The following is a 22,713-nucleotide window of genomic DNA, read 5'->3' as shown; positions in this document are numbered from 1 at the left end:
ATTGATGGTCGATGATCATGCCGCCAAGGAGTTCAGCTTGCCCACCACAGTCTCCCAAGACGTCCCGGCGCGTTCCCAGGCCGTCGATGCGCGGCTCACCCGCGCTGCCATCTTTCTTGTCGTCACCATCGACGCCAGAGCGGAGCCGGGACCTGCGGTGCGGGGCCTCTGCGCCAATCTGTCCTCATTGATCCGCGGCGTCGGGTTCCGGGCGGCGGATGGCGGCCTCTCCTGCATCATGGGGATCGGTCGCGACGCCTGGGACCGATTGTTCGGAGCCCCGAGGCCCAAGGAGCTGCATCCCTTCCGCGAGATCCGCGGCGTGCACCATGCCCCGTCTACCCCAGGCGACCTGCTGTTCCACATCCGCGCCGCGCGCATGGACCTGTGTTTTGAACTGGCGGCCCAGATCATGAAGCGTCTCGCTGGCGTGGCCTCGGTGGCGGACGAGGTGCATGGCTTTAGATATTTCGACGATCGCGACTTGCTGGGTTTTGTTGATGGAACAGAGAACCCGGTCGAACAGGCTGCGATCGACGCCACGCTGATCGGGCCGGAAGACCCTGCCTTCGCCGGCGGCAGCTATGTGATCGTCCAGAAATATTTGCACGACATCGGCAAGTGGAATGCGATTCCGGTCGAGCAGCAGGAGAAGATCGTCGGGCGAGAGAAACTCTCGGACATCGAGTTGGACGAAGCGGCCAAGCCGAGTTTCGCACACAACGTGCTCACCAACATCGAGGAGAACGGCGAGCAGCTGCAGATCCTGCGCGACAACATGCCGTTCGGCGATGTCGGCAAGGGCGAGTTCGGGACCTATTTCATCGGCTATGCACGCTCGCCCGCGCGGATCGAGCGCATGCTCGACAACATGTTCGTTGGCCAGCCGCCCGGCAACTACGACCGGCTGCTCGACGTCAGCAAGGCGGTGACCGGTTCGCTATATTTCGTTCCGTCGGCCGACTTTCTGGACGCGGTAACGCCGGAGCCTTCCGCCGGAATCGCCGCCGATGACGATCAGCCGCCGGCCGCCAACCAATCGCCACCCGCGCCAAAGCCATCATCGAACGGCTCCCTGCGCATTGGATCTCTGAAAGACGAGGTAGGACATGAATAATCTCCATCGCGAACTCGCCCCCATTTCCGACGCGGCCTGGGAGCAAATCGAGCAAGAGGCCTCCCGCACGCTCAAGCGCTATCTGGCCGCGCGCCGGGTGGTGGACGTGCCGGAAGCGAAAGGCCTCACCCTGGCCGCCGTCGGCACAGGCCATACGCAGCCGATCGAGTCGCCGTCCGAGGGCGTCCAAGCAGTGCGGCGCGTCGCCAATGCCATCGTTGAACTCCGCGTTCCGTTCACGCTGACCCGCCAGGCGATCGACGACGTCGAGCGCGGCTCCGAAGATTCCGACTGGTCGCCGCTGAAGGAAGCTGCGCGCAAGATCGCCTATGCCGAAAATCGCGCTGTCTTCGACGGCTACGCCGCCGCCGGGATCGGCGGCATCCGTTCAGGCGCCAGCAACGACCCGGTGGCTCTGCCGTCGGCGCCCACGGACTATCCTGCCGTCGTGGCCCAGGCTGTCGACCGATTGCGGCTCGCCGGCGTGGAAGGGCCTTACCGGCTCGTGCTGGGTGACAACCAGTTCACTGCGATCAGCGGCGGCAGCGAAGAGGGCTACCCCGTACTGCAACACATCCGGCACCTCGTGGAGGGCGAGATCGTCTGGGCTCCCGGCATCGACGGCGGGCTTGTGCTTACCGCGCGAGGTGGAGACTTCGAACTGAACCTCGGGCAGGACCTGTCCATCGGCTACCTCCATCATACGGACAAGGTCGTCGAGCTGTACCTGCAAGAGAGCTTCACCTTCCGGCTGCTGACGACGGAAGCTGCCGTCGCGCTCACGGCGCGCGAAAACGATGCGCATCCCGGAGAGTGAAGCCAGCCGCGATCTCCCCTTCGCACAAATATTGCCTGGTTCGCAGGATCAAGGTTGAGATCTTTGGCTTGTGAGGACGCCGCACCAGGGAGTAAGGATGAACCGCATCATCGACCAGGGAGAGATCGATGCCCGAGAGCGCCTACGCCGTCGTCGGCCGCAATTCGGGACCATTGGCCTGCCTCAAAGCGTGGGGCAGATCAGCTCCCCGGTCGTTGAACCGCTTGAAAAGAAGTGTGAGGGCCGCCCCTCCTCCAGGCGATCCTGATACTGTCGCATCAATAGTTCGGACAAATGCTCGTAAGACAAGGCTCTCATCGTAACGAAAAGATCGATCGCAACCTGGCGGCTTCGCTCGCTGCGATCGCCGGAGCGCTCAACGCCTCGGCGTTCTATGCGGTCGGCTTCTTCTCCGCCAATATGACCGGCAACGTATCGACGCTCTCCGATCACCTTGCCGTCGGCCAATGGCTTTCTGCTCTGTTCTACGGCGGCATCGTCGTCGCCTTCGTTTTGGGCGCGGCGGTATCGACGCTGATCGTCAATGAAGGCCGCCGCCGCAACGTGCATGCCATCTATGCCTACAGCATCCTCACCGAAGCGGCGCTGCTGGCCATACTCGGCTGCGCCGATCTTTGGCTACTCTCCGCCTGGCGCGTGCCGGTCCTTATCCTGGGGCTTGCCTTCCTGATGGGGGTGCAAAATGCCGTCGTCACCCGAATCTCCGACGCGCGCGTACGCACCACCCACGTCTCCGGCATGGCCACCGATCTCGGCATCGAACTTGGGACCGCCTTCGACATCCTGCTGGGACGCGAGCCTGCGATAGACGCCAGGCACAATCAAACCAAGCTCCGTCTGCATCTCTACACGATCACCTCGTTCCTGGCGGGTGGCATTCTCGGCGTGGTCATCTATCGCGCCGTCGGCGGCTACCTCCTCATTCTCGCCGCAAGCCTCCTGACCATGATAGCGCTCGACGCCATTCGCCGCGCGAAACGGACACCGGGCCGTCGAGGCGAGCTTCCATCGGGGCTGGAGCCGTAAAATTCCGGCGAATTCACAGGATTCCGGTTCGCGGGTTCATCTGAAAACGCGAAGTTGAACTGTTTTTACTTTGCCGCAATGGTCAGCTGTCCGGCCCCACCAGACACACCTGGATAGCCTCGCCAAGCAGTCGGGCAAGCATCTTCCGGTCAGCATTCTCGACTGCGGCTGAACCGAGTCCAACCCTCAGAACCGCGAAACCCAGGATATAGGACGTTACGAGAGCCGCCCTCGCCTGCGCTTGCTGGCCGGTGAAGCGCCCTGCAAGGGGTTCGATGAACCCCGCATGCAGCGCCGCCGACAGGATGGGTGCCGCAGCCGGACTGCCGACCGACCGCAAAAGAAACGCGAACTCGTCGAATTCGTTCGGCGCCGTCACGGCGAGCGGTTGAACGAGATAGCCGGCTACCCGTTCGCCCAAACCATCCAGGGGTCCGTCGAAGGCCGGCTCCAACTCAAACGCCTCATTCGCGATGATCGTGAACAAAGCCTCCTTCGATCCGAACAGCCTCGGAACCATCGCCGGATCGACACCCGCCGCCGCCGCGATCTCGCGCACGCCGACCGTGTCATAACCCGCACGCGTGAAGGCGAGCCGAGCCGCCGCGAGAATGCGCGCGCGGCTTTCCGTGGCTGAAAGGCGAACTCTGCGGCCGCCATTATCAACAGTCGTTGACATTTAATATTCCCTAAGCTATTTCGATAATCAACGAGTGTTGATATCAAAGGCTGAGCCGCCATGCCAGATACTTTTCCAAGCCTTTCCAACCGAACGATCGTCGTGATCGGAGCCACCAGCGGCATAGGCCGTGCGACGGCGCTGCGCCTTGCCAAGTCCGGTGCATATGTCATCGCCAGCGGCCGCGACCCAGGGCGCCTCGCCGAAGTAAGCCATGACCTCGGGAGCCACGGCGAATCTGTGTGCATGGAAGTCGGCGAACCGGCTAACATTGTTTCCGTCATGGGGAGGATCGCCGCCCGTCACGGTCGTATCCACGGGCTCGTCGTCAATGCCGGCGTTTCAAAAGCGCCTGATATCGATCATCTTGATGCCATCGCCTACGACAGGCTGATGAACGTCAATGTCAGGGGCGCTGTTTTTGCCTTCGTTCACGCCTTGCCGCTTCTGTCCGACGGTGCATCGGTGATTTTCGTCGGCTCCGTTGCGGGGCGCAAGGGTCAGCCGGGTGACGCGCTCTATGCCGGCAGCAAGGGTTTCATTCGCGCTTTTGCCCGCACGCTCGGCACCTCCCCGGATATCATGGCGAGACGGATACGGGTCAACGTGGTTTCTCCTGGCCCGATCGATACTCCGCTGACCGGGGCTGCGACCGGCAATCCGGAGATTCGCAGCCATGTCGAAGCGATGATCCCGATGAGACGTTGGGGCGAGCCCGAGGAAGTTGCCGACGCAATCGCCTTTCTTCTCTCACCATCGTCGAGCTTCACCACAGGCGCCGAAATCACCGTTGACGGAGGGATGGCCCATGTCTGAGATGACAGCACCAATCCTGCAAGACAAGTCTATTGCCATTGTCGGAGGCGGCCCGGCCGGGCTCACACTGGCTCGTCTGCTCCAGATGCAAGGCGCACGCGTATCGGTCTATGAACGCGACGCATCGCGCGACGTGCGCGGTCAGGGCGGATCCCTGGACATGCACGAGGATTCCGGCCAGTTCGCTCTGGCCCGCGCGGGCTTGTGGGATCGTTTCAAAGCCATCGCCCGGCCGGAAGGACAGCGCACGGCCATCTACGACAGGCACGGCGCGCTGCGTGCCGAGTTCACGGACCGGGACGAGGAGCAAAGCCGCCCCGAGATCGACCGACGTGACCTGCGGGATCTCCTGCTCGATTCACTGGTGCCGGGAACGGTCCTCTGGGATCGGGAGCTCCACGCAGTCGAGCGCAGCGAGAACGGACGGTGGCGGCTGCTTTTCGCCAAGGGCGACAGCGCGGAGGCAGACCTGCTCTTCGGTTGCGACGGCGGCTGGTCGAAGATTCGTTCGCTGCGCTCCGATCTGCAACCCATCTATAGCGGCGTTACATTCGTTCAGACCTGGATCGAGGAAGCGCAGATGCGCCATCCCGAACTAGCGGCGCTGGTCGGACACGGCAACATCATGGCTCTTGGAGAGAACAGAGGCTTGATGGCGCAGCGCAACGGCAACGGCGACATCCGCGTCTATGTCGCGCTTCGGTTGCCGGAGCACTGGGCGCGGACTCGCCCCTATGGCTGGACCGACAGCGAAGCGGTTCGCGCCGATCTGCTTCGGCCTTTCGATGGATGGGCGGAAACCATCCTGGCGCTGCTCCGCCATTCCGATCCGATCTTCCAGCCCTGGCCGCTCTACCATATCGCTCCGCGCCAGACATGGCGAAACGTGGCCGGCGTCACCCTTCTCGGAGATGCGGCGCACATCATGCCACCGTTCACCGGACGAGGCGCCAATCTTGCGATGCTCGACGCCGTCGAGCTCGCCGACCGGCTGACCGCTTCCGGATTGGCAGACGTCGATACCGCGATTGCCGATTATGAAACCTCGATGCTCAAGCGCATGGAGATGGCGATCCAAGAAACGCTGGAAGCGCAGGACCGGCTGATTGCAGAAAATGCGCCGGAACCGATCCTGGCTTTGATCCGGCGGCACATGGATTGACCATAAGCCGGTCCGAGTTGGCCAGCGCCGTGACGGCTTAGGGATTTGCCGGCCTCTTTACCGTCTTCACCTATATCGCTCCGATCCTGGATGAAGTCACCGGGTTCAGCCTGCCAGGATCTCGTGCGATAGCACCCGGCCCCAATAAGCTATCCCATGCGGTTTCAACAATGGTGAGAGGGATCGAAAATCACCCGGTCGGCGATAGATCCCAAGGCGGCGTGCCACCAAAACTCAAAACCAGATGATCGACGAAGCTGCGCAGTTTCCGCGAGACATGCCGCTTCGTCGGATAGACGGCCTGTATGGTGAGATCGGACGTCTTGTGGTGAGGCAAGAGCGCAATCAGTTCGCCGGCGGCAATCGACTGGCCGAAGACAAAACTGGGGCCGTACGCCACACCCGCGCCGGCGAGCGCTGCGGCAAGCAGCATCTGCGTGTTGTTCGCGGCCATTACGACCGGCCCGTCTATCACATGCGCTTGTCCGTCCGGGTCCGTCAGCGTCCAATCTCCCGATGAAACCGCTTCGCTGAAAGCCAATCGGGGAGCTTGGCGCAGCTTCTCCACGCTGCTCAGAGCCCCATGCCGCTCCAGAAATCGGGGGGAAGCGCAGATCACCATGCGGCAAGGAGCAAGGCGCTGAGCCACGAGGTCGGAGTCGAGCAAGCGTCCGATCCGGATCGCCACATCGACCCCCTCGGCCAGAAGATCGACGTATCGATCGTTGAGCACGACCTCCAGGGCAACGCCGGGGTGCAGTGCGAGATAGCTGGCCACCATACCGCCAAGGTGCATGGCGCCGAAGGTCAATGGCGCAGCGACACGCAGGACACCGCGGATCGACTGTTGCGCGTCGCCTGCTTCTCTGTTGGCATCTTCATATTCCTCAAGGATGCGCTTGCAGCGCGCATAATACGCCTGCCCCACATCGGTCAGTTTCAGCTTGCGCGTCGTGCGTTGCATCAGGCGGATGTTCAGGTCCGCCTCGATCGCGGAGACGTGCTTTCCGGCCATCGAAACCGACAAGCCAAAACGCCGTGCGGCGCCACTGAGGCTGCCTTCTTCCGCAGCCGCAACGAACACCGCCATGCTTGTCAATCGATCCATCATCGCATCCCGCTTGATAACCTGAGTATCAACTGATGATACGGGAGCGGTGATTATCAATCCACAGTCGATACTCTAATTTCCCCTTCGAACCTGATTGGAACGCAACATCATCCTTGGGGAGCATGTGGACACTCATGAAAATCGCATCAAACGGAATTCGAATCCATGTCGAAGAGCAGGGCAGCGGCGATCTTCCGCTTGTCTTTCTGCATTATTGGGGCGGTTCCTCGCGCACCTGGCATCACGTCACGGAGATCCTGTCCAAGACCCATCCAACCGTGGCCATCGACCATCGCGGTTGGGGCCAGTCCGAGGCGCCTCCAAGCGGTTATGGCCTGGCTGATCTCGCAGCCGATGCGCAGGGCGTCATCGATGCGCTGCACCTGCGGCATTATGTGCTCGTCGGCCACTCGATGGGCGGCAAGGTCGCCCAGCTGATGGCCTCGCGCCAGCCGCCAGGACTCGCCGGCCTCGTTCTGGTCGCGCCTTCGCCACCTCAGCCCATGCGCATGCCGGCAGAGGCGCGGGAGATGATGGCGAACGCCTATTCCAGCCGCGAAGCGATCGAGATGACGATCGATAACGTGCTGACGGCAAGACCGCTCAGTGCCGGCGACCGAGAACAGGTCGTCGCAGACAGCCTGCGAGGCGCACCGCAGGCAAAAGCCGCCTGGCCGACCTCGACAAGTCTGGAAGATATCACAAGCGAAGTCACCGCCATCACCGTCCCCACGCTCGTCATCGCCGGCGAGGCGGATCGTGTCGATAGCGTCGATTTGCTGAAGGCGGAGCTGCTTTCGCGTATTCCGCACGCCTTTTTGCGGGTGCTGCCGGCGACCGGGCATCTGTCGATGCTGGAGTCACCCTCAGAACTTGCCGGGATCATCGGCGAATTCGCTGATGCATTGCCAATGCCGGCGCGCTCCGGCGCGGCCACGTAACAATCACCCCTGAAATTCCCATTCAGCCCATAGGAACATCTGCAATGACCGAACTTCTCGCCGAATCCGAATACACGGCCTCGATCGATGCACCGATCGCGGCTCTGGACCTTATCACATGGCTTTTCACGCTCGCCGACGATGAATATCAACGATGCGCCAAGGCGCATATCGCGGCGGGTGCGAGCACGGATCCGGAGGGCAAACGTGTCTCGATCAACGTCGAACAGGTCGGCAACCTGATCATCTCCCACTATCATGAGGACCTATCCGAAAAGGATCATTGCCGTGTCGTCTCAACCAGTGACGTCCTGACCGCGCAAGGCGGTCGCACGACGTTGCGCATCACATGGGAATTGAAGGCGACCGGCGTCGAAAATGGGCGCTGCGAGTTCCTCAACCGTGTTGCCGTGCATGCGACGCCGGAATTCCACGCATTTCTCGCGGAACACAAGATTGATATCGGGCAGGCAAAAGCCGCCATGGCGAAGGACCTGGAAATCCACAACGCCGAGGAGACACCGCTGTTCGCCAAAAGCATCGAGCGTATGGCGCACCGCGGATAGCCACCCAAAAACTGTAGCTGGCGGAGACTCCACATTGACATCGTCTGCGCCCGACTTCCCGGCCAGCGAAACCGATCATCGTTCCCGCACTCAACGCCGGAGGTCCATATTGGACCATTCCGGCTTTCCCCTCCATGCTTCCGCGATTATTCTCTCGGCCACCCATACGCAAATTATGCCGGCGTGTTCGCCGAACAAAAATATACCGGGAGGATCATCATGCTTTTTGCCGTTCACTGCCTCGACCACGCCGATGGGCTGCCGCGCCGCCTTGCCAACTACGATGCCCACAAAGCCTATCTGGCAACGGGCGCCGTCAAGACGATCATTTCCGGGCCGCTGGTGGCCGCCGATGGCGAAACGATGATCGGCTCGCTCTTTGTGTTCTCCGCGGACACCATTGAGGACGTGAAAGCCTTCAATGCCGGCGACCCGTTCAACGCGGCCAATGTCTGGCAAAGCGTCAGCATCAATCCCTTCCTGATGCGGGTCGATAATCGCGGCTGAGCGGTGGAAACCGCTCTTGCCTCGAATAGATCCTGGATCGGTCCAATTTGGACTATGGCTGGAGTCAACCGTCCAACCTGTTGTACCTTCCGGATGAGTTCAGGAGGACAGCCGGATGAACGACCACGAATTTCTGCGTGTTTTTGAGTTCGTGGATCGACTGCGCAAGCCGTTCCTCGACGTCGCCGGCATCGAGGACGAGGCGTCCTGGCGGATCGTTCACTATCTGATGACGTCCGAGCTCGAAGGCTATCCCGTGACGATCAGCAAGCTCGCGCTTGTCTCCAATCTGCCGCGGGGCACAGCCATCCGGCGGATCCAGAGCATGATCGAAGATGGGCTGATCGAGCGGCGATCGCCCTCTGAAACGGCAAAGCGGGCAACATTGCATCCGACGGCCCGCCTTTCCGGTCTGGCGGTGAACTATGCGGCGCAGACAAAGGCTTTGATCGCGGAAATTCTCGGCGGCCGCCACGTCGAGGAGCACGAGGCGGACTATTATTTCGGCGCGCCTCGGCGCGGCAATCCCGTCATCCCGCCGATCAATCTGCTCACCAACAGGATCACCAAAGGCGTCGAGCTCCAGTTCCTGCTGAACGACGACAATTATTTCGCCGCCATGCGCAACATGTGGTCGGACTTCCGCAACAATCTGGCAACGGCCAAGAGCTTCAAGCTGGTCCACCAGAACGATCTCTACCGGGAAGGTCTCGCCAATGGCGCCCGCGCGGTTTCGGCTTATGACATCATCGCGATCGACATGCCGTGGCTGGGGGAGTTTGCGAGCAAGGGGCTCATTCTTCCCATCGGCGAGATGATCCGCGAATCCGGTATCAACGCCATGGATTTTCATCCGTCGATCTGGTCGACGACAACCTGGCAACGCGTGGAATACGGCGTGCCGATCTACTGCACGATCGAAGTGCTGGCGTGTCGCTCCGATCTTTTCGAAAGAACCGGTTTCGCGCTGCCGCGCACCTTCGACGACGTCATCCAGGCGGGCCGCTCGTTTCACAATCCGGGCGCGGATCGATATGGCATCGCGTGGAACGCGGCGCATATGCCGCTTGCCTCCAGCTTCATGTTCTTTCTCGGCTGCTGCGGCCAGTCGGTGCTCTCGATCCGGCGCACGCCGACCGGCTACTCGACCGAAAACCTGGACGCGCAGCACATGCGGCCGCAAATCGACAGCGAGGCAGGCCTGCTGGTCCTGGATTACATGCACCGCCTGGTCGAAATCGCGCAGCCTGGCGTCCTCGAGGCGGATTGGGACGATGCCTGCGCCATCTTCCTCAGAGGGCAGAGTGCCATGGCTTACGTCTGGACGATGCGCGCGGCGCAGTTCGAGGCGGAAGTGCGTTCCGCCGTGAAGCGACGCGTCGCCTATGTGCCGCAGCCATCCGGGCCGGGCGGCACCAACACGTCGCCCATTGGCGGCTTTCTGCTGTGCATCCCGTCGAACATCGACCCGAAGCGGCTGCCATTGGCGACCGAGGCCCTTGCCTGGATGGCCTCTCGCGAGGCGATGAAGGAGCATGTGAAGAACGGCTTTCCGGTCGCGCCGCGCTTCTCGGTCAGTTCGGATCCGGAGGCGATTGGAAGGTCGCAGCTCGTGCGCTTCGTCGGCAGCCTCGGCAATCGCAACCTCCTGCGCAACTGGCAACGCCCGCCGGTCCCCTTCTATACGGACATGGAGCGCATTATCGGCGAGGAAATCCATGACGCGCTTTCAGGCAGGAAATCCGACCGGGCGGCCCTGAAGCATGCTCAGGACCGCCTCGACCGGATCATCGATCGCAAAAGCTTCGACGCTTGACCCGTCAGGCAATCGCCCGGATCGAGCCGCCATCGACGCCCCACACGGAAGACGTGACGAAGGAGGCGAGGTCGGAGGCGAGGAACACGATGACATTGGCCACTTCCTCGGGCTTTCCGAGGCGTCCGAGCGGCAGCTGGCGCAAGGACATTTCGTGCTCGACGGCCTTCTGCGGTTCCATGTTGTGGAACTTGCCCATGGTTTCGGCAAAGCCGCCGGGCTGCGTCCAGAACGGTGTCCAGATCGGCCCCGGTGCAACGGCGTTGATGCGGATGTTGTTGGCGCCTTCCGTGCGGGCAAGCCCCTTGGTCAGCGCCAGCACGGCCGCCTTCGATGCCGAGTAGTCGATCGGCACGCCTTCCGGCTGCCGCGCCAGATCCGAGCCATTGTTGATGATCGCGCCATGACCCTGCTTGCGCATGACCGGCAGGACGGCGCGGGTCGTGCGCACGTAGCTCATGAAATTGAGCGAGAAGGTCTTGTCCCAGTCCGCATCGGTCAGCTGGTCGAAGGTCCGCACCGCTCCGGCGCCGACATTGTTGACGAGCACATCGACCACGCCGCCGAAATGGGCGATCGCCGCTGCCATCTTCTCCTCGATATCGCTGGCGGAGGAGAGATCCGCCTTGATGGTCGTTGCTTTGCCGCCGGCCGCATCGACGGCTGCCGCCGCCTCGGCAAGTCCGGTCTCATCGATATCGAAGAGCGCGACCCGGCTTCCTTCGCGACCGAAGGCGACGGCCGTCTCGCGGCCGATGCCCTTGGCCGCGCCGGTAATCAAGACCGCCTTCCCTTTGAGATTGGTTTCCATGAGATCCTCCCTATTGTGCGGCAAATTGCGCCATCGTGGTTTCGAACGAGCGACGTGCCGCCTCTTCGAGCGGCAGAACGCGATGTTTTTTCGAGATCACTTCCACCGAGTAGAAGCTGTCGAAACCGGTCCTGCGGATGGCATCGATGAAGGCAGGCGGATTGAGCACGCCCTCGCCGCAGAGCCGGCGTTGATAGATCGTGTCTTCCCATAGCGTGCCGACGACCGTTGCATCGGCATCGTCGAGCTCCACCGAGACGACATACTGCTTCGGAATGCCGGCAACGGCTTCGTAGGGAATGCCCGCCCGGGCGATATGCCAGATATCGAGCAGCAGCCCGCCATTCGGCTGGGCCGCCCCTTCGACGATGGCACGCGCCGTCTCCAGCGTCCGCACGTTGGAAAAAGGCATGACCTCGAGCGCGATCTTCGTCCCGTGGCCTGCGGCTTCCCTGCAGATCGCGGCAAAACTGTCGGTCACATGCGGCAGGTCGATTGTGTCGGCTTCGAATTCCGGCGCGATCTTCACGTCGCGCGCACCGAGCACTTCCGCCGCGTCGAAAAGTTCCCGACGGACCTTGTCCGAAGCAATGCGCAACTCGCCCGAGGCAAACCAGTGCGTGATGAATTCCAGCTCGACATGCGGCATGGCGTTGGCGTCGAGGATGCGGCGCATCTCCTTCAAGCCGATCTTCTCCTTCGTGGCCTGAAGATCGGCATGGATGAGACCGATGCCCTTGTAGCCGGCCTTCGCCGCCGCCTCCACGCGCTCGGCAAAGGAAAAGGGGCTGATTTCGTTTTCGGCGAAGGGATAGACGTCGCCCGAAATGGTCCAGTAGGCGGCGACGAGTTCAATTGGCTTGCTCATGATCTTCTCCTCACACCGACGCGCCTTCGGAGCCGGTGCGGAAATCGAAGCTGGTGGTCAGCCCGCCATCGGCCACGATCTCCGCGCCGTTGAGCGCGGTCGAGGCGTCTGACAGCAGGAACAGTGCGGCACGAGCGACTTCCGCCGGATCGAGAATGCGGCCCGAGGGCTGACGGTTGGCGCGGGTCGAGAGAAAGCGGTCGGGATCGGTAGCCGACTTCATGTGGCGCTCGAACAGGCCGGCAAGCATCGGGCCTGGGCTCAGAACGTTTGCCCGCACGCCCTGGCGGGCGTGATCCATGGCAACGGTGCGCGTCAGTTGGCGGACGGCCCCCTTCGAGGCGGCATAGATGGCAAGCTGCTGCTCGGCGAAGGTCGCGTCGATGCTGGCAACGGCAACGATCGGGCCGCCGCCCCGCGCGATCAGCAGCGGCAGCAGCGCCCGGAAGGCAAGCGCCGTTCCGATGAAGTTTACCGACATGGTCTTTTCCATGGCCGCTTTGTCGAATTCGAGCACTGTTCCGACATTCAGCATGGCCGCGGACGTGATCAGCCCGACAGTTCCGGGATCCTCGCTGTTTACGGTCGCGACGATGCCTTCCCACGTCGCCTCATCGGTTACGTCGCCCTGTACATGAGAATAGAGAGCGCTTGAAAGGATTTCCGGAGCCGGGGCCAGATCCACGCCGATCGTCCGTACGCCGCTTTCCGTCAGGAGGCGAGCGATGTTGGTTCCAAGACCAGAGGCCGTGCCGGACACGACGACGAGTTCCGGAAGGGCATTGTTGAAGACTGGCTCCGAAGCCATGGGATATTCCTTTTCTGAAATCGGGAGAGGTGAGGCACGGCGCTCGACGCCGTGCCTCGGTTCAATTCAGCGGCCGATGGCGGCGTCGCATTCGGAAATGTTGTCCTTGGTGATGATCTCGTGCGGCAGGAAGATCTCTTTTTCGACCGGTTTTCGGTCGAGAAGATCGACCACGGCTTTCGCCGCATATTTGCCGTCGTCGATCGGCGATTGCAGGACGGTGGCGTATTGCGTGCCGTCCTTGATCTGGTTGACGCCCTCGATCGAGCAATTGGAGCCGACAAGCACGAGTTTTGCCGGATCGATTCCGGCGCGCTTTGCCGCCACGATGACGCCCGACATCATATTGTCCGCCTGGGCGTATACGCCTTTTACGTCGGGGCCGATCTGCGTGAAGAGAGCAGCGGCGGCATCCGTCGCCTTCGTCTGATCCCAGTTGCCATTCTGCTTGCCGGCCACGGTGATGCCGCCGGCCTTTTGGCCGAGAACCTCCTCGAAGCCCTTGGAGCGCAGGATCTGGGGCGGCGTGCCCGGAACGCCTTCGACGATGAAGATCTTGCCTTCGCTGCCGAGCTTCTTCTCGGCAAAGCCCTTGACCATGGCTTCGGCCGCGGACTGACCGTTGCCGAGATCCGAAGGACCGGTGAAGACGTTCCAATAGTCGGCGTATTTCTTGTCAGGCTCGGAATTCGTGATGACCAGCGGAATCCCCGCCTGCTTGATCTTGCGCAGCGAGGGCACGATGGCGCTCGAATCCGCCGGCCACAGCACGATGGCAGCCGGGTTCTGCGCGATGGCCTGATCGACCTGAGATGCCTGTTCGGCGGCGTCGTAGTTGGTGATCTTCACCTCCAGATCGATGCCGGCGGCAGCGGCGACTTCCTTGAAAGCCCGCTGATGCAGAGCGCAATATTCGCACTCCTCCGTCACCGTCAGAAGGATCACCTTCGATCCCTTGGCGGCGGCGCTCGCCATTTCCGGCACCATCAGCGCACCGAGCATCGTCGTTGCCATCACCAGTTTTGTCAGTCCTGAAAGCTTCATTGCTCATTCCTCCCGTTTAAAGATCGCACGCCTTCTTGCCCGCCGATTGCGCCGGCGGTGATTTTACGAAGGTCGTACGGTTGGTTCCGCTAAGCGGAATGACCGGCCCGCAACATCGTGAGCCGCTCGCTTATCCATGCGCCCAACTGACCGTCGAGCAGCACGATTCCCATCAATACAAGGCCGTTGGCGAAGAGGATGCCTGTCGCGCCCATGCCGATCAGGCTCATCCCATTGTTCATCACCGTCAGGATCAGCGATCCGAGCAGCACATGCGCCGGCGTCCCCGAACCGCCGGACAACGCCACGCCGCCGACGATTGCCGCGGAGACCGCCTGCAGCATCAGGTTGCCGCCTGTCGTCGCCGCCGCGCTGGCAAGGCTCATCGAGAGCATGCTGCCGGCAAGGGCGGCTGTGACGGCCGAAAGCACGAAGACGATCAGCAACGACCGCCCGACCTTTGCGCCGCTGGCCGCGGCCACCTGTCGCTTGCTGCCGACCACACGGATATCGCGGCCCATGAGAGTGTAGTGCATGAAGATGCCGACAAGCGCGAAGGTAGCGAGCGTGATCAGGCTGCGCGCCGAGAAGACGGCGAAAATCGGATCGTCGAGCGCAAAACCGAGATCGAAATCGTCCGTGCTGATTACCTTCCCGCCAGCGAGCCAGAAGGCAAATCCCGAGAGCGCCATCATCGAACCGACGGTAACGACCAGCGACGAGACGTTGAAGCGGCTGATGACGATTGCATTCACGCCGCCGACCAGAACCGCGAAGGCGAGCGCCACCCCCATGCCACCGACAAGGCTGTCGCCGCCGGCGACCAGGGTCAGGAGACCGCCGACCGCGACCATCGAGCCGACGCTCAGATCGAACTCCCCCGCGATCATCGTCAGCGACAGGCCGAGCGCGACCATGCCCAGCAACGCGAAGGATTGCATCAGCGCATAGAGATTTCGGCCGCTGATGAAAGCCGGGTTCCAGAGAGCGAAGATCACGACCAGCGCGATCAGAAGAGCAAGACGAAGCAGGGTCGCGCCCGAGACCGCCTTTGATTTGTAGCGCGTCGTCATGGGCCTACCTCCGCAAACCGAGTGAAAGAGCGCCGAGGATGACCGAGCCGATGACCACCAGCCCCTTGACGATGAGCTGAATCTCCAGCGAGAGACCCTTGAGCAGCAGGATATTGGAGATCATGGCCAGGAAGACCGCGCCGATGGCGGCATCCAGCACGCGCCCCTGGCCGCCCTTGATCGCCACGCCACCGACGAGCACGGCGGCGATGGCGTCGAAATCCAGCCCCGCGCCGAGCTTCAGATTGCCCTGCGCAGCCTGGGAGCCGTAGAGAGCTCCGGCAAATGCCGCTGCCATGGCGGCGAAGACATAGGCAAGAACGAGGGTCCGCTCCACACGAAGGCCGGTGAAGGAAGCAGCCTTCGGATTGAGCCCGATCAGGCGCAACTCCCGGCCGAAGCGGGTCCGTTCGACGATGAAGCCGAGCACGATCGCCGCAAGCAGGAAGAGAATGATCTGGTTGGGCAGGCCGAGGGTGCGGCCGACGCCGAGCCAGCTCGCATCGCCCTGGCCCATGACAGTCAGCCCCCCGGAATAGAAGGAGCCGGCGCCGGTGATGATCGAGGCCATGGCGATCGTGGTGATGATCGGATTGGTTCGGAAGAGCCCGACCGCGATACCCTGGGCAAATCCGAACAGGGCGCCGATCACCACCACCACGACCAGGCTTGGGAGCAGGCCTAGATAAAGGAAGGACGCGAAGAGAATGGTCGAGACGGCCGCCGTTGCGCCCATCGACAGCATGAAGAGATTTCCCGAGAGCGTGATCAGCGCCATGCCCACCGCCGCGATGCCGACCGCCGACGTCGAGTACATGATGGCGGAGACGTTGGCATTGGACGAAAAGCCGGGAATGGTCAGCGTTGCCCAGAGAGCGAGGAGCAGGGTGGCGATCCACACGGCGGTCGACTGGATACGCTCCGGCCGGACAAGACTGGCGCCGAGCGCCTTCAGGTCGAATTCGGTCAAGGCCGTGCCTCCAGGCGTCGTATTGCTTTTGCTGCTCATGCTGCCCTCCCCATGACAGGACCGCGCACGACATCGCCGAGGATGGAGTCCATCGTCGTTTCTTCGACCGGCAGGTCATTGACGATCTCGCCGCGGAAGACCGTGATCACCCGTTGCGAAAGCTCGCGGATCTCTTCCAGGTCCGTCGAAAAGAACAGGACGACCAGTCCCTGGCGGGCGAGCGCCTGGATTTCGCGATAGATTTCGGTTCGGGCACCCACATCCACACCCCGGGTCGGCTCATTGAGCACAAGAACTTTCGGTTCGAGCGCAACGGATTTTGCAATCGCCACCTTCTGCTGGTTGCCGCCCGAAAGCGTCGATGCGGCAAGCGGCAGACGCCGGCTATCGATCTGGAACCGCCGCGCCAGATCGTTGGCGCGCTGACGGGCATCGGCAAGCGCCAGGACGCCGAAACGGTTGAGACGATCGAGGATCGCCGCAGTCAGGTTGACCTCTATCGGAGCGCCGAGAAAGAGGCTCTTGCCGCCGCGATCCTCGGAGACATAGGCGATGCCGGCACGCGTCGCCGCAGCAATCGAGGTAACGTTCACGGCCTGTCCGTCGATGCTGATCGAACCCGCATAATGTCTTTCGAGGCCGGCGAGCGTTTCGACCATCGCATTGGCGCCCGCGCCGAGCTGGCCGATGAGCCCGACGATCTCGCCTTTGCGGAAAGAGAGATCGACCGGCCGGAATTTTCCGGGCACGCCGAGACCCGCGAGCCGTACCACCGTGTCGGCGGCGGCAAGGTCGGCGCTGTTGCGGATCGAATGCGCGGACGATACCTCACGGCCGATCATCTCGGTGACGAGCTCGTCGTTCGTCCATTCGCCGGTAGGCTTGGTCATGACGCGCTGACCGTTTCGGAAAACGGTGACGCGATCGGTGAGCGCGAAGATTTCCGGCAGTCGGTGGCTGATATAGATCACCGCGGTTCCCTGGCCGCGCAGCCACCGCACCGTCTCGAAAACGCGCTGGATCTCGGCGTCGGAAAGGCTCGCCGTCGGTTCGTCCAGGATCAGGACCCGGGCGCCGCGCATGACGGCGCGACAGATTTCGAGAAGCTGCTGCTCCGCGATTGCGAGCCGGCCGGCCTCGATGTCAAGCGGGACATTTGCCAGGCCGAGCTGGTTGAGCGTTTCGCGTACCCGCGCCGTGTAGCGTCTGCGAAGATAGAGCTGCGAAATGTCCGGATCTCCGAGGAGCACATTGTCGAGCACGGAAAGATGCGGGATGATCGACAATTCCTGATAGACGACGGAAACCTGCTTTGGACTGGTGAGCTCGCCTGCCTTGAGGAGTTCGTCGCCGATGCGGATCTCGCCCGCATCCGGCGCCATAAGCCCGGCGATCATACGCACAAGGGTGCTTTTCCCCGCGCCGTTCTCTCCGCACAGGGCATGGATCTCACCGGCCTGAAGATCGAAGTCGACGCCTTTGAGCGCCTGGATTCCGCCGAAAGATTTGCGCAGGTTGCTGACCGTTAAGACGGCTCTTTTGTCCATGATTTCCTCCTAAACATCGCGCCTCCGAGCGATGAAAGAGAAGCTAAACTAGAAATTCCGACAGCCCATAAGCAAATAGTCCATATTGGACTATAGGCGCGTGAAGTGGCCAGCAGGTCCTCCGACATCGCCGTCGAGCCGCTGGAATTCGCTCCCAAGAAACATGTCTGCGTTATGCTGAACTTCGTTCGCCAGCGGGAGCGGCGCTCACCAATGAGCGCTCTTATCTTTATCGCACAGCGCATAATCTGGCCGATATCGCGGACGACCGGCCGACACTGGAAGATGAAGCAATAGCCGTCAGCGGCTCGCGCGTCTCCATGGGATTATCAATGAGCTTCCGGAATTGACGCGCTCGATTTTCATTCTCAACCGAATAGAAGACCCCACCTGTTCACAGGTCGCAACTCGCCTTGGAATTTCTGACGGCAGCGTTCAGAAGCATCTTTCGAAAGCGCTGCTCCACGTTACCGGGTGAATTCAGAAGCCATAGAAAACAAGTCCCACCCTCGCTACCGGGCACGGATATAGAACAGACGACGGCGTGGCCGGGTCGTCATCACCCGCGATTCGCTGGCGTGTCTTTTTGAATGCGTCAATTATCTCGCTAAAAACCGTTTTAGTTGAGCCGAGATTTCAGCTGGATTTTCAAGCGGACTGAAATGTCCGGCTTTGGGAATGACTACAAGTTCGGCGCCGGAAATTCCGTCCGCAATTTCCCGATGAGCGTCGATCGGGCAGACGGCTTCGCTCTCTCCTGCAAGGACCAGCGTCGGCTGTGTAATCGCGCCGAGCCGCGGGCGGCTGTCGGCACGACTTATCGCTACTTCGGCCTGAGCGGCGAGCTTTGCCACGCCGCAATCGTTGGCCATGGCGACGATAGTCGACCTAATCTCGTGGTCGTAGATGTTACACGGCGCGACCAGTTTTGGCCATGCGTCGAGAATAAAGGATTCCATCCCACGCGCCTCAGCCTCGGCAACCGCCTTACGGCGTACAGCGGTATTTTCGATCGGATCGGGCTTTGCCGTGGTGTCGATCAGAACAAGCTTTTCGACACGTTCACTGGCCTGCGCGACGATCTCGAATGCAGCGATGCCGCCTAGAGAAAAGCCGCAGAGGATGAAACGTTCGGGAGCCTTCGACAGGATGCGGAGCGCGGCATCATGCATCGAGCTTACACCATCAATCTCAAGGGTGATTGTGTGCGGATATTTGAGCCGATCGAGCATCGGCTTAAATATCCGCTCGTCGCACGCAGTCCCGGGCACCAGGACAAGGGGCGGTTGCTCTTCCCGCCGCATGATGCCGTGCGCCGTCATGTGCGGCTTTTCTCGAAGGCTTGCCATGCAATCTTGAATTCGTGAATGTCGAATCCAGGCTTGCGCGCGGGAGTGAGGATGATCTGCTCCGTCGCCTGAAGTTTCCGGATGGAATCTGCCAGCTCAGGTATGATCTCGGGCGGGATGACGACGGCGCCGTGACGGTCTGCATGAATGAGATCGCCGGGAGAAACGGTGAGGCCGAAGACGGAAACGGTGGTGGCGACGGCCTCGACGCGGACGAAGGCGTGGCTTGGGCCGATCGAGCCGGCAATGATGGGAAAATCTTTCGGCACGTCACCGAGATCGCGCATCACGCCATTTGTGAGTGCGCCGGCAAGGCCGAGCCCCTGGTGCACGGTGGCGTTGATCTCGCCCCAGTAGGCGCCGACCGCATCCGGGAAATCCAGGTCCTCGATGACGGCGATGCGTGGCTGCGAACCGCTGGCCATGTGCTCGTAGTAAGCCATCCGCCTCTCGCGAATAACGGCCGGGTCGTCACGCGACGGCGTTCTTGCAGCGATCTTCGCCGTGCGGGCATAGCCGACGGCCGGCGGCGCTTCGGGCGCGGAACACAGCACCGTTCCGCGGGTGAAAGCATCGAACCCCCGCTTGCCCTGCGCCACCTCGATCGCGTTGCAAACCGTCGGCGTATCGACCGAACGCAACAGGGTCAGCAAATCATTGTCCAAGGACCTTCCTCCTTATGCATGCCGCCTGGATCACAGGGGCCGCTGGCTATCGTTTTCAAAGAAGCCGCCGGCACCCTTGCCGGCGGCTTCCCGCTATCAACCGCGCCAGGTCGCTCCCGCGCTATCGGCGGTGTTTGAGATCCGATAGAGGCTGGCTTCACCCGTCATCGACGGCGCAAGACTATGACGCAATCCCGGAGGGACCGCACACGTATCGCCTGGCGCCAGCACCGTCTCGCCGCCCTCCCAGGCCAGGCGCCAATGGCCGCGCATGACCATGAGGACTTCGTGCCGATCGACCGAATAGGCATCCTGCGGGATCGATCCTCGCGTGAGAAACTCAACCTCGAAGCCGGGCTTGTCGCGCAGCAGCGCATTCTCGCCAATGACCTTGGCGGGCGCGTTCCGGCTGAGAGCCATAAGGTCCCAATACCGAGCAACATAATCGCGCACCACGGCCGTAACCGGCGTTTCGGGAAAAGCCTTGAGCTGCTCGTCCGTCAGCAACGGCATCGGCTTGATCCCCTCCGGCAGTGCCTGACCCTTCTTCGTGTCGTAGAGCTTGCCGTTCTCACCGAGCACCAGGCCATGGTCCTTGGCATCCTCGATGACCTGCGGCGCCCAGATGACGCCGCCGCCGGCGTCATCACCCCCCAGGATGGCCATGATCATCCCGTAGTCCGTGCCGATATTCTCAAAGCCGCGAAAGATGCCGGTCGGAATATTGAAGATATCGCCTTCCTCGAGCACAACTTCGCCGGCATTGCCCCAGCGGCCCCAGAAGAAGCGCCAACGCCCCTTGAGGACGAAGAAAACCTCCGCCGTCCGGTGCGAATGCAATGAGTTGCGGCATTTGGGCGGCTGCCCGGCCGCGCCGATGTTGAAGCCGGGCGTCTCCTTGATGTGGACGTGCTGGTCCGGGCTTTCCGACACGCCGCCGCCGATGATCGTAAAGTTTTCCTTGCTGTTCGAGCCTGGCGTATGCGCATCGATGAATGCCGTCCGGCATGGCTTGAGCTCACCATAGCGGACGATTCGTCTTTCCATTTCCTGCTGGGATATCGGCATTTTCGTACCTTTCATACGTATGCAATCTTGGTTCAGGGTGCCCCGGCGCGCCGATATGGCGCGTCAGGTCGTCAAGTCGTCAGTTTGAGGTTGCGGGACACTTTCGGGTCGAGCCGCGAACGACCAGAGTACCGTCGAGGGTGACGCGCCGGGCCTGGTCGTCCCCATTGTCGATCGCCCGCATGAGTGTCCTGATTGTCTCGGCCACCATCGCGTCGACGTCTTGCCGGATGGTCGTGAGATTATAGGCCGGCCAGCGTGCCGGCGGCACGTCGTCGAAGCCGACGACGGAGACGTCCTGCGGAATTTCCAGCCCAAGCTCAAAGCGCAGAACATCCATGACCGCAAATGCCATGTGATCGTTGCAGACGAAGACCGCGTCGGGACGATCGTCGGAGCCGAACATCCGGCGGGCGGCGGCCTGCGCTTCCTCGTAGCGAAAGTTGCCGACACTGCGGCGGTAGAGCGACTTGCCTGCCGCTGCAAGGCCCTCGAGAAATCCGGCCTCGCGGTCGCGCTGCGTGGAAGCACCTTCGAAGCCGGCGATATAGCCGAACTTCTCATGCCCGAGCGACAGCAGCAGCTCGGCGAGCTTGCGGCCGCCGGCGCGGTTGTCCGATGTGACCGCCGATAGCCGTTCGTCATCCTGCGATCTGTTGAAGAGCACAATGGGAACACCGTGAGCATGGCAGCGCGCCGCCAGTTCGGAAGACATGCTGGCGGATGCCAGCACGATGCCATCGACCTGGTAGTCGAGGATCTCCTGCGTGATCTGGTCGACATTCTCGGACGCTGAGGCCGGCGAGGAGATGAAGACGAGCACATGGTAGCCCTGCTCCTGAAGAACCTTGGACAAGCGCTCCACGACCTCCGGATAGAAGTAGTTCTCGAGATAAGCGACGACCAGGCCAATGATGCGGCTGCGTCCGGTGATCAGCGATCGCGCCAGGATATTGGGGCGATATCCGAGCTGCTCGGCGGCCACTCTTATCTTTTCCGAGGTTTTTTTGGAAACCGACGATCCCGGCGTGAAATAGCGCGAAACGGCGGATTGGCTGACACCCGCCAGGCGGGCCACATCGTTCGAGGTAACCTTTTCGTTTGCCATCAGTCCGCCGTCCAACCCCCATCCACCATCAGTGCCGTTCCCGTCACCATCGCCGACGCATCGGATGCGAGGTAGGTGACGGCGGCCATGATATCCTCGACGCTGCCGATTCGCCCAAGCTTGATCTTCTCCTCTATCCACCTTGCCCGCTCCGGCTGTGCAAAGGTCTGCTCGGTGAGCGGCGTGCGGATGAAGGTCGGGCATATGGTGTTAACGCGGATGCCGAGCGGCCCCCATTCGATCGCCATCGACTTGGTGAAGCCTTCCACCGCATGTTTCGTAGCGCTGTAGACAGCCCGGTCGATCCCGCCGACCCTGGCCATCTGCGAGGAGATATTGATCAGCGAGCCGGGACGTCCGGCCGCGATCAGCCCTTTGGCGACGGCGCGCGTGAGGAAGTATGCGCCGCGGACGTTGATGCCGAAGACTTCATCGAAGTCCTCATGCCGGGTCTCGACCGCAGGACCGTGGCGAGCAAGTCCGGCGCTGTTGACCAGCACATCGAAGGGGCCGGCGGCCGCGACGATGCGATCGACGGTTTCGACATCCTGGATATCGAGGACAAGCGCGTCGGCGAGATGGCCCTCGGACCGAATGCTATCCACCACCTCGCTCAACTTCGCCTCATTGCGCGCCGCAAGCGTGACGGCCGCACCCGCCTCGGCCAGCGCGACCGCGGCGCCCAGTCCGATGCCCGAGGAAGCGCCGGTGACGAGTGCGGTCTTGCCGTCCAATCGGAAGGAGGGTGTCCTGGGTAGGGGTGAGGTCATGGCGTGGGTCGTCCCGTCATCGTCTCACTCGGCCGCCTGGCCATAGGGCACGT

Annotated in this window: 24 protein-coding genes; 10 read left to right on the top strand and 14 right to left on the bottom strand. The window is 61.9% G+C overall.

Annotated features, from left to right (window positions below; translation table 11 throughout):
- Positions 1-4 precede the first annotated feature (4 nt).
- The 3 genes from GR212_RS20830 (at position 5) to GR212_RS20820 (ending at position 2,981) form a co-directional block, all read left to right on the top strand.
- Entirely contained in the window at positions 5-1,117 is a 1,113-nt protein-coding gene (locus GR212_RS20830; protein WP_163988953.1) for a Dyp-type peroxidase, read from the top strand.
- Positions 1,110-1,934 carry a family 1 encapsulin nanocompartment shell protein gene (locus GR212_RS20825; protein WP_163988951.1) on the top strand — a complete coding sequence of 275 codons (825 nt, stop codon included), beginning with the start codon at positions 1,110-1,112 and terminating at the stop codon, positions 1,932-1,934. Before GR212_RS20830 ends, GR212_RS20825 begins: the two co-directional genes overlap by 8 nt.
- A 294-nt stretch (positions 1,935-2,228) precedes the next feature.
- Entirely contained in the window at positions 2,229-2,981 is a 753-nt protein-coding gene (locus GR212_RS20820) for a YoaK family protein (protein ID WP_163988948.1), read from the top strand.
- 82 nt (positions 2,982-3,063) lie between these two features.
- Here the strand turns inward: GR212_RS20820 and GR212_RS20815 are convergent, their stop codons facing one another.
- Positions 3,064-3,660, bottom strand: a complete 597-nt coding sequence (locus GR212_RS20815; RefSeq protein ID WP_163988946.1) for a TetR/AcrR family transcriptional regulator — start codon at positions 3,658-3,660, stop codon at positions 3,064-3,066.
- Positions 3,661-3,720: 60 nt separating this feature from the next.
- On the opposite strand from GR212_RS20815, the gene GR212_RS20810 reads away from it, so the two are divergent.
- Positions 3,721-4,476: an SDR family NAD(P)-dependent oxidoreductase gene (locus GR212_RS20810; protein ID WP_163988944.1), complete on the top strand. Its 756-nt coding sequence runs from the start codon at positions 3,721-3,723 to the stop codon at positions 4,474-4,476.
- The gene (locus GR212_RS20805; protein WP_163988942.1) at positions 4,469-5,638 is read left to right on the top strand and encodes an FAD-dependent oxidoreductase; all 1,170 of its coding nucleotides are present in this window, start codon (positions 4,469-4,471) and stop codon (positions 5,636-5,638) included. The genes GR212_RS20810 and GR212_RS20805 overlap by 8 nt, the downstream gene beginning before the upstream one ends.
- 190 nt (positions 5,639-5,828) lie before the next feature.
- Here the strand turns inward: GR212_RS20805 and GR212_RS20800 are convergent, their stop codons facing one another.
- Positions 5,829-6,746: a LysR family transcriptional regulator gene (locus GR212_RS20800; protein ID WP_163988940.1), complete on the bottom strand. Its 918-nt coding sequence runs from the start codon at positions 6,744-6,746 to the stop codon at positions 5,829-5,831.
- A 137-nt stretch (positions 6,747-6,883) separates the two neighbouring features.
- Here GR212_RS20800 and GR212_RS20795 point away from each other — a divergent pair, with 137 nt between their 5' ends.
- The 4 genes from GR212_RS20795 (at position 6,884) to GR212_RS20780 (ending at position 10,579) form a co-directional block, all read left to right on the top strand.
- Positions 6,884-7,690: an alpha/beta fold hydrolase gene (locus GR212_RS20795; protein ID WP_163988938.1), complete on the top strand. Its 807-nt coding sequence runs from the start codon at positions 6,884-6,886 to the stop codon at positions 7,688-7,690.
- Between the two features lie 44 nt (positions 7,691-7,734).
- Complete coding sequence (locus GR212_RS20790) at positions 7,735-8,256, top strand: hypothetical protein (RefSeq protein ID WP_163988936.1); 522 nt, start codon at positions 7,735-7,737, stop codon at positions 8,254-8,256.
- Between the two features lie 219 nt (positions 8,257-8,475).
- Positions 8,476-8,763, top strand: coding sequence for a YciI family protein (locus GR212_RS20785; protein ID WP_163988934.1), 288 nt, complete (start codon positions 8,476-8,478; stop codon positions 8,761-8,763).
- 115 nt (positions 8,764-8,878) lie between these two features.
- A complete protein-coding gene (locus GR212_RS20780; RefSeq protein ID WP_163988931.1) occupies positions 8,879-10,579 on the top strand; it encodes an extracellular solute-binding protein in 1,701 nt (566 codons plus the stop codon).
- A gap of 4 nt (positions 10,580-10,583) precedes the next feature.
- On the opposite strand, the gene GR212_RS20775 is transcribed toward GR212_RS20780, so the two are convergent.
- The 7 genes from GR212_RS20775 to GR212_RS20745 all read right to left on the bottom strand — a co-directional run bounded on the left by GR212_RS20775 (position 10,584) and on the right by GR212_RS20745 (position 17,700).
- Positions 10,584-11,390 carry an SDR family NAD(P)-dependent oxidoreductase gene (locus GR212_RS20775; RefSeq protein ID WP_163988929.1) on the bottom strand — a complete coding sequence of 269 codons (807 nt, stop codon included), beginning with the start codon at positions 11,388-11,390 and terminating at the stop codon, positions 10,584-10,586.
- Positions 11,391-11,400: 10 nt separating this feature from the next.
- On the bottom strand, positions 11,401-12,258 hold the full coding sequence (locus GR212_RS20770) for a sugar phosphate isomerase/epimerase family protein (RefSeq protein ID WP_163988927.1): 858 nt from the start codon (positions 12,256-12,258) through the stop codon (positions 11,401-11,403).
- A 10-nt stretch (positions 12,259-12,268) separates the two neighbouring features.
- Entirely contained in the window at positions 12,269-13,066 is a 798-nt protein-coding gene (locus tag GR212_RS20765; protein WP_163988925.1) for an SDR family NAD(P)-dependent oxidoreductase, read from the bottom strand.
- 66 nt (positions 13,067-13,132) lie between these two features.
- Positions 13,133-14,110 carry a sugar ABC transporter substrate-binding protein gene (locus GR212_RS20760; protein ID WP_246725842.1) on the bottom strand — a complete coding sequence of 326 codons (978 nt, stop codon included), beginning with the start codon at positions 14,108-14,110 and terminating at the stop codon, positions 13,133-13,135.
- A gap of 89 nt (positions 14,111-14,199) precedes the next feature.
- Positions 14,200-15,183 (bottom strand): ABC transporter permease, encoded by a 984-nt coding sequence (locus GR212_RS20755; RefSeq protein ID WP_163988923.1) that lies wholly within the window; start codon positions 15,181-15,183, stop codon positions 14,200-14,202.
- A 4-nt stretch (positions 15,184-15,187) separates the two neighbouring features.
- Entirely contained in the window at positions 15,188-16,192 is a 1,005-nt protein-coding gene (locus GR212_RS20750; RefSeq protein ID WP_163988921.1) for an ABC transporter permease, read from the bottom strand.
- Positions 16,189-17,700 (bottom strand): sugar ABC transporter ATP-binding protein, encoded by a 1,512-nt coding sequence (locus tag GR212_RS20745; protein ID WP_163988919.1) that lies wholly within the window; start codon positions 17,698-17,700, stop codon positions 16,189-16,191. Before GR212_RS20745 ends, GR212_RS20750 begins: the two co-directional genes overlap by 4 nt.
- Positions 17,701-18,025: 325 nt before the next feature.
- Here GR212_RS20745 and GR212_RS37760 point away from each other — a divergent pair, with 325 nt between their 5' ends.
- Positions 18,026-18,178 (top strand): RNA polymerase sigma factor, encoded by a 153-nt coding sequence (locus GR212_RS37760; protein WP_432444389.1) that lies wholly within the window; start codon positions 18,026-18,028, stop codon positions 18,176-18,178.
- 121 nt (positions 18,179-18,299) lie between these two features.
- On the opposite strand, the gene GR212_RS20735 is transcribed toward GR212_RS37760, so the two are convergent.
- The 5 genes from GR212_RS20735 to GR212_RS20715 all read right to left on the bottom strand — a co-directional run bounded on the left by GR212_RS20735 (position 18,300) and on the right by GR212_RS20715 (position 22,660).
- Positions 18,300-19,022, bottom strand: a complete 723-nt coding sequence (locus tag GR212_RS20735; protein ID WP_246725841.1) for an alpha/beta fold hydrolase — start codon at positions 19,020-19,022, stop codon at positions 18,300-18,302.
- The gene (locus tag GR212_RS20730) at positions 19,019-19,714 is read right to left on the bottom strand and encodes an RraA family protein (RefSeq protein ID WP_163988915.1); all 696 of its coding nucleotides are present in this window, start codon (positions 19,712-19,714) and stop codon (positions 19,019-19,021) included. Before GR212_RS20730 ends, GR212_RS20735 begins: the two co-directional genes overlap by 4 nt.
- 96 nt (positions 19,715-19,810) lie before the next feature.
- Positions 19,811-20,782, bottom strand: coding sequence for a cupin domain-containing protein (locus GR212_RS20725; protein WP_163989255.1), 972 nt, complete (start codon positions 20,780-20,782; stop codon positions 19,811-19,813).
- Positions 20,783-20,861: 79 nt separating this feature from the next.
- Entirely contained in the window at positions 20,862-21,890 is a 1,029-nt protein-coding gene (locus tag GR212_RS20720; protein ID WP_163988913.1) for a LacI family DNA-binding transcriptional regulator, read from the bottom strand.
- Positions 21,890-22,660, bottom strand: coding sequence for an SDR family NAD(P)-dependent oxidoreductase (locus GR212_RS20715; RefSeq protein ID WP_163988911.1), 771 nt, complete (start codon positions 22,658-22,660; stop codon positions 21,890-21,892). Before GR212_RS20715 ends, GR212_RS20720 begins: the two co-directional genes overlap by 1 nt.
- Between the last annotated feature and the right edge of the window lie 53 nt (positions 22,661-22,713).

This window comes from Martinezella lusitana (assembly GCF_010668395.1).
In the GTDB taxonomy this organism is placed as follows: domain Bacteria; phylum Pseudomonadota; class Alphaproteobacteria; order Rhizobiales; family Rhizobiaceae; genus Rhizobium; species Rhizobium lusitanum_A.
This window is presented reverse-complemented; position numbering and strand designations above follow the sequence as displayed.

Coding starts and splice junctions, on each gene's coding strand:
- GR212_RS20830 (WP_163988953.1), top strand. CDS start 5: ATGGTCGATGATCATGCCGCCAAGGAGTTCAGCTTGCCCACCACAGTC.
- GR212_RS20825 (WP_163988951.1), top strand. CDS start 1,110: ATGAATAATCTCCATCGCGAACTCGCCCCCATTTCCGACGCGGCCTGG.
- GR212_RS20820 (WP_163988948.1), top strand. CDS start 2,229: ATGCTCGTAAGACAAGGCTCTCATCGTAACGAAAAGATCGATCGCAAC.
- GR212_RS20815 (WP_163988946.1), bottom strand. CDS start 3,660: ATGTCAACGACTGTTGATAATGGCGGCCGCAGAGTTCGCCTTTCAGCC.
- GR212_RS20810 (WP_163988944.1), top strand. CDS start 3,721: ATGCCAGATACTTTTCCAAGCCTTTCCAACCGAACGATCGTCGTGATC.
- GR212_RS20805 (WP_163988942.1), top strand. CDS start 4,469: ATGTCTGAGATGACAGCACCAATCCTGCAAGACAAGTCTATTGCCATT.
- GR212_RS20800 (WP_163988940.1), bottom strand. CDS start 6,746: ATGGATCGATTGACAAGCATGGCGGTGTTCGTTGCGGCTGCGGAAGAA.
- GR212_RS20795 (WP_163988938.1), top strand. CDS start 6,884: ATGAAAATCGCATCAAACGGAATTCGAATCCATGTCGAAGAGCAGGGC.
- GR212_RS20790 (WP_163988936.1), top strand. CDS start 7,735: ATGACCGAACTTCTCGCCGAATCCGAATACACGGCCTCGATCGATGCA.
- GR212_RS20785 (WP_163988934.1), top strand. CDS start 8,476: ATGCTTTTTGCCGTTCACTGCCTCGACCACGCCGATGGGCTGCCGCGC.
- GR212_RS20780 (WP_163988931.1), top strand. CDS start 8,879: ATGAACGACCACGAATTTCTGCGTGTTTTTGAGTTCGTGGATCGACTG.
- GR212_RS20775 (WP_163988929.1), bottom strand. CDS start 11,390: ATGGAAACCAATCTCAAAGGGAAGGCGGTCTTGATTACCGGCGCGGCC.
- GR212_RS20770 (WP_163988927.1), bottom strand. CDS start 12,258: ATGAGCAAGCCAATTGAACTCGTCGCCGCCTACTGGACCATTTCGGGC.
- GR212_RS20765 (WP_163988925.1), bottom strand. CDS start 13,066: ATGGCTTCGGAGCCAGTCTTCAACAATGCCCTTCCGGAACTCGTCGTC.
- GR212_RS20760 (WP_246725842.1), bottom strand. CDS start 14,110: ATGAAGCTTTCAGGACTGACAAAACTGGTGATGGCAACGACGATGCTC.
- GR212_RS20755 (WP_163988923.1), bottom strand. CDS start 15,183: ATGACGACGCGCTACAAATCAAAGGCGGTCTCGGGCGCGACCCTGCTT.
- GR212_RS20750 (WP_163988921.1), bottom strand. CDS start 16,192: ATGAGCAGCAAAAGCAATACGACGCCTGGAGGCACGGCCTTGACCGAA.
- GR212_RS20745 (WP_163988919.1), bottom strand. CDS start 17,700: ATGGACAAAAGAGCCGTCTTAACGGTCAGCAACCTGCGCAAATCTTTC.
- GR212_RS20735 (WP_246725841.1), bottom strand. CDS start 19,022: ATGACGGCGCACGGCATCATGCGGCGGGAAGAGCAACCGCCCCTTGTC.
- GR212_RS20725 (WP_163989255.1), bottom strand. CDS start 20,782: ATGCCGATATCCCAGCAGGAAATGGAAAGACGAATCGTCCGCTATGGT.
- GR212_RS20720 (WP_163988913.1), bottom strand. CDS start 21,890: ATGGCAAACGAAAAGGTTACCTCGAACGATGTGGCCCGCCTGGCGGGT.
- GR212_RS20715 (WP_163988911.1), bottom strand. CDS start 22,660: ATGACCTCACCCCTACCCAGGACACCCTCCTTCCGATTGGACGGCAAG.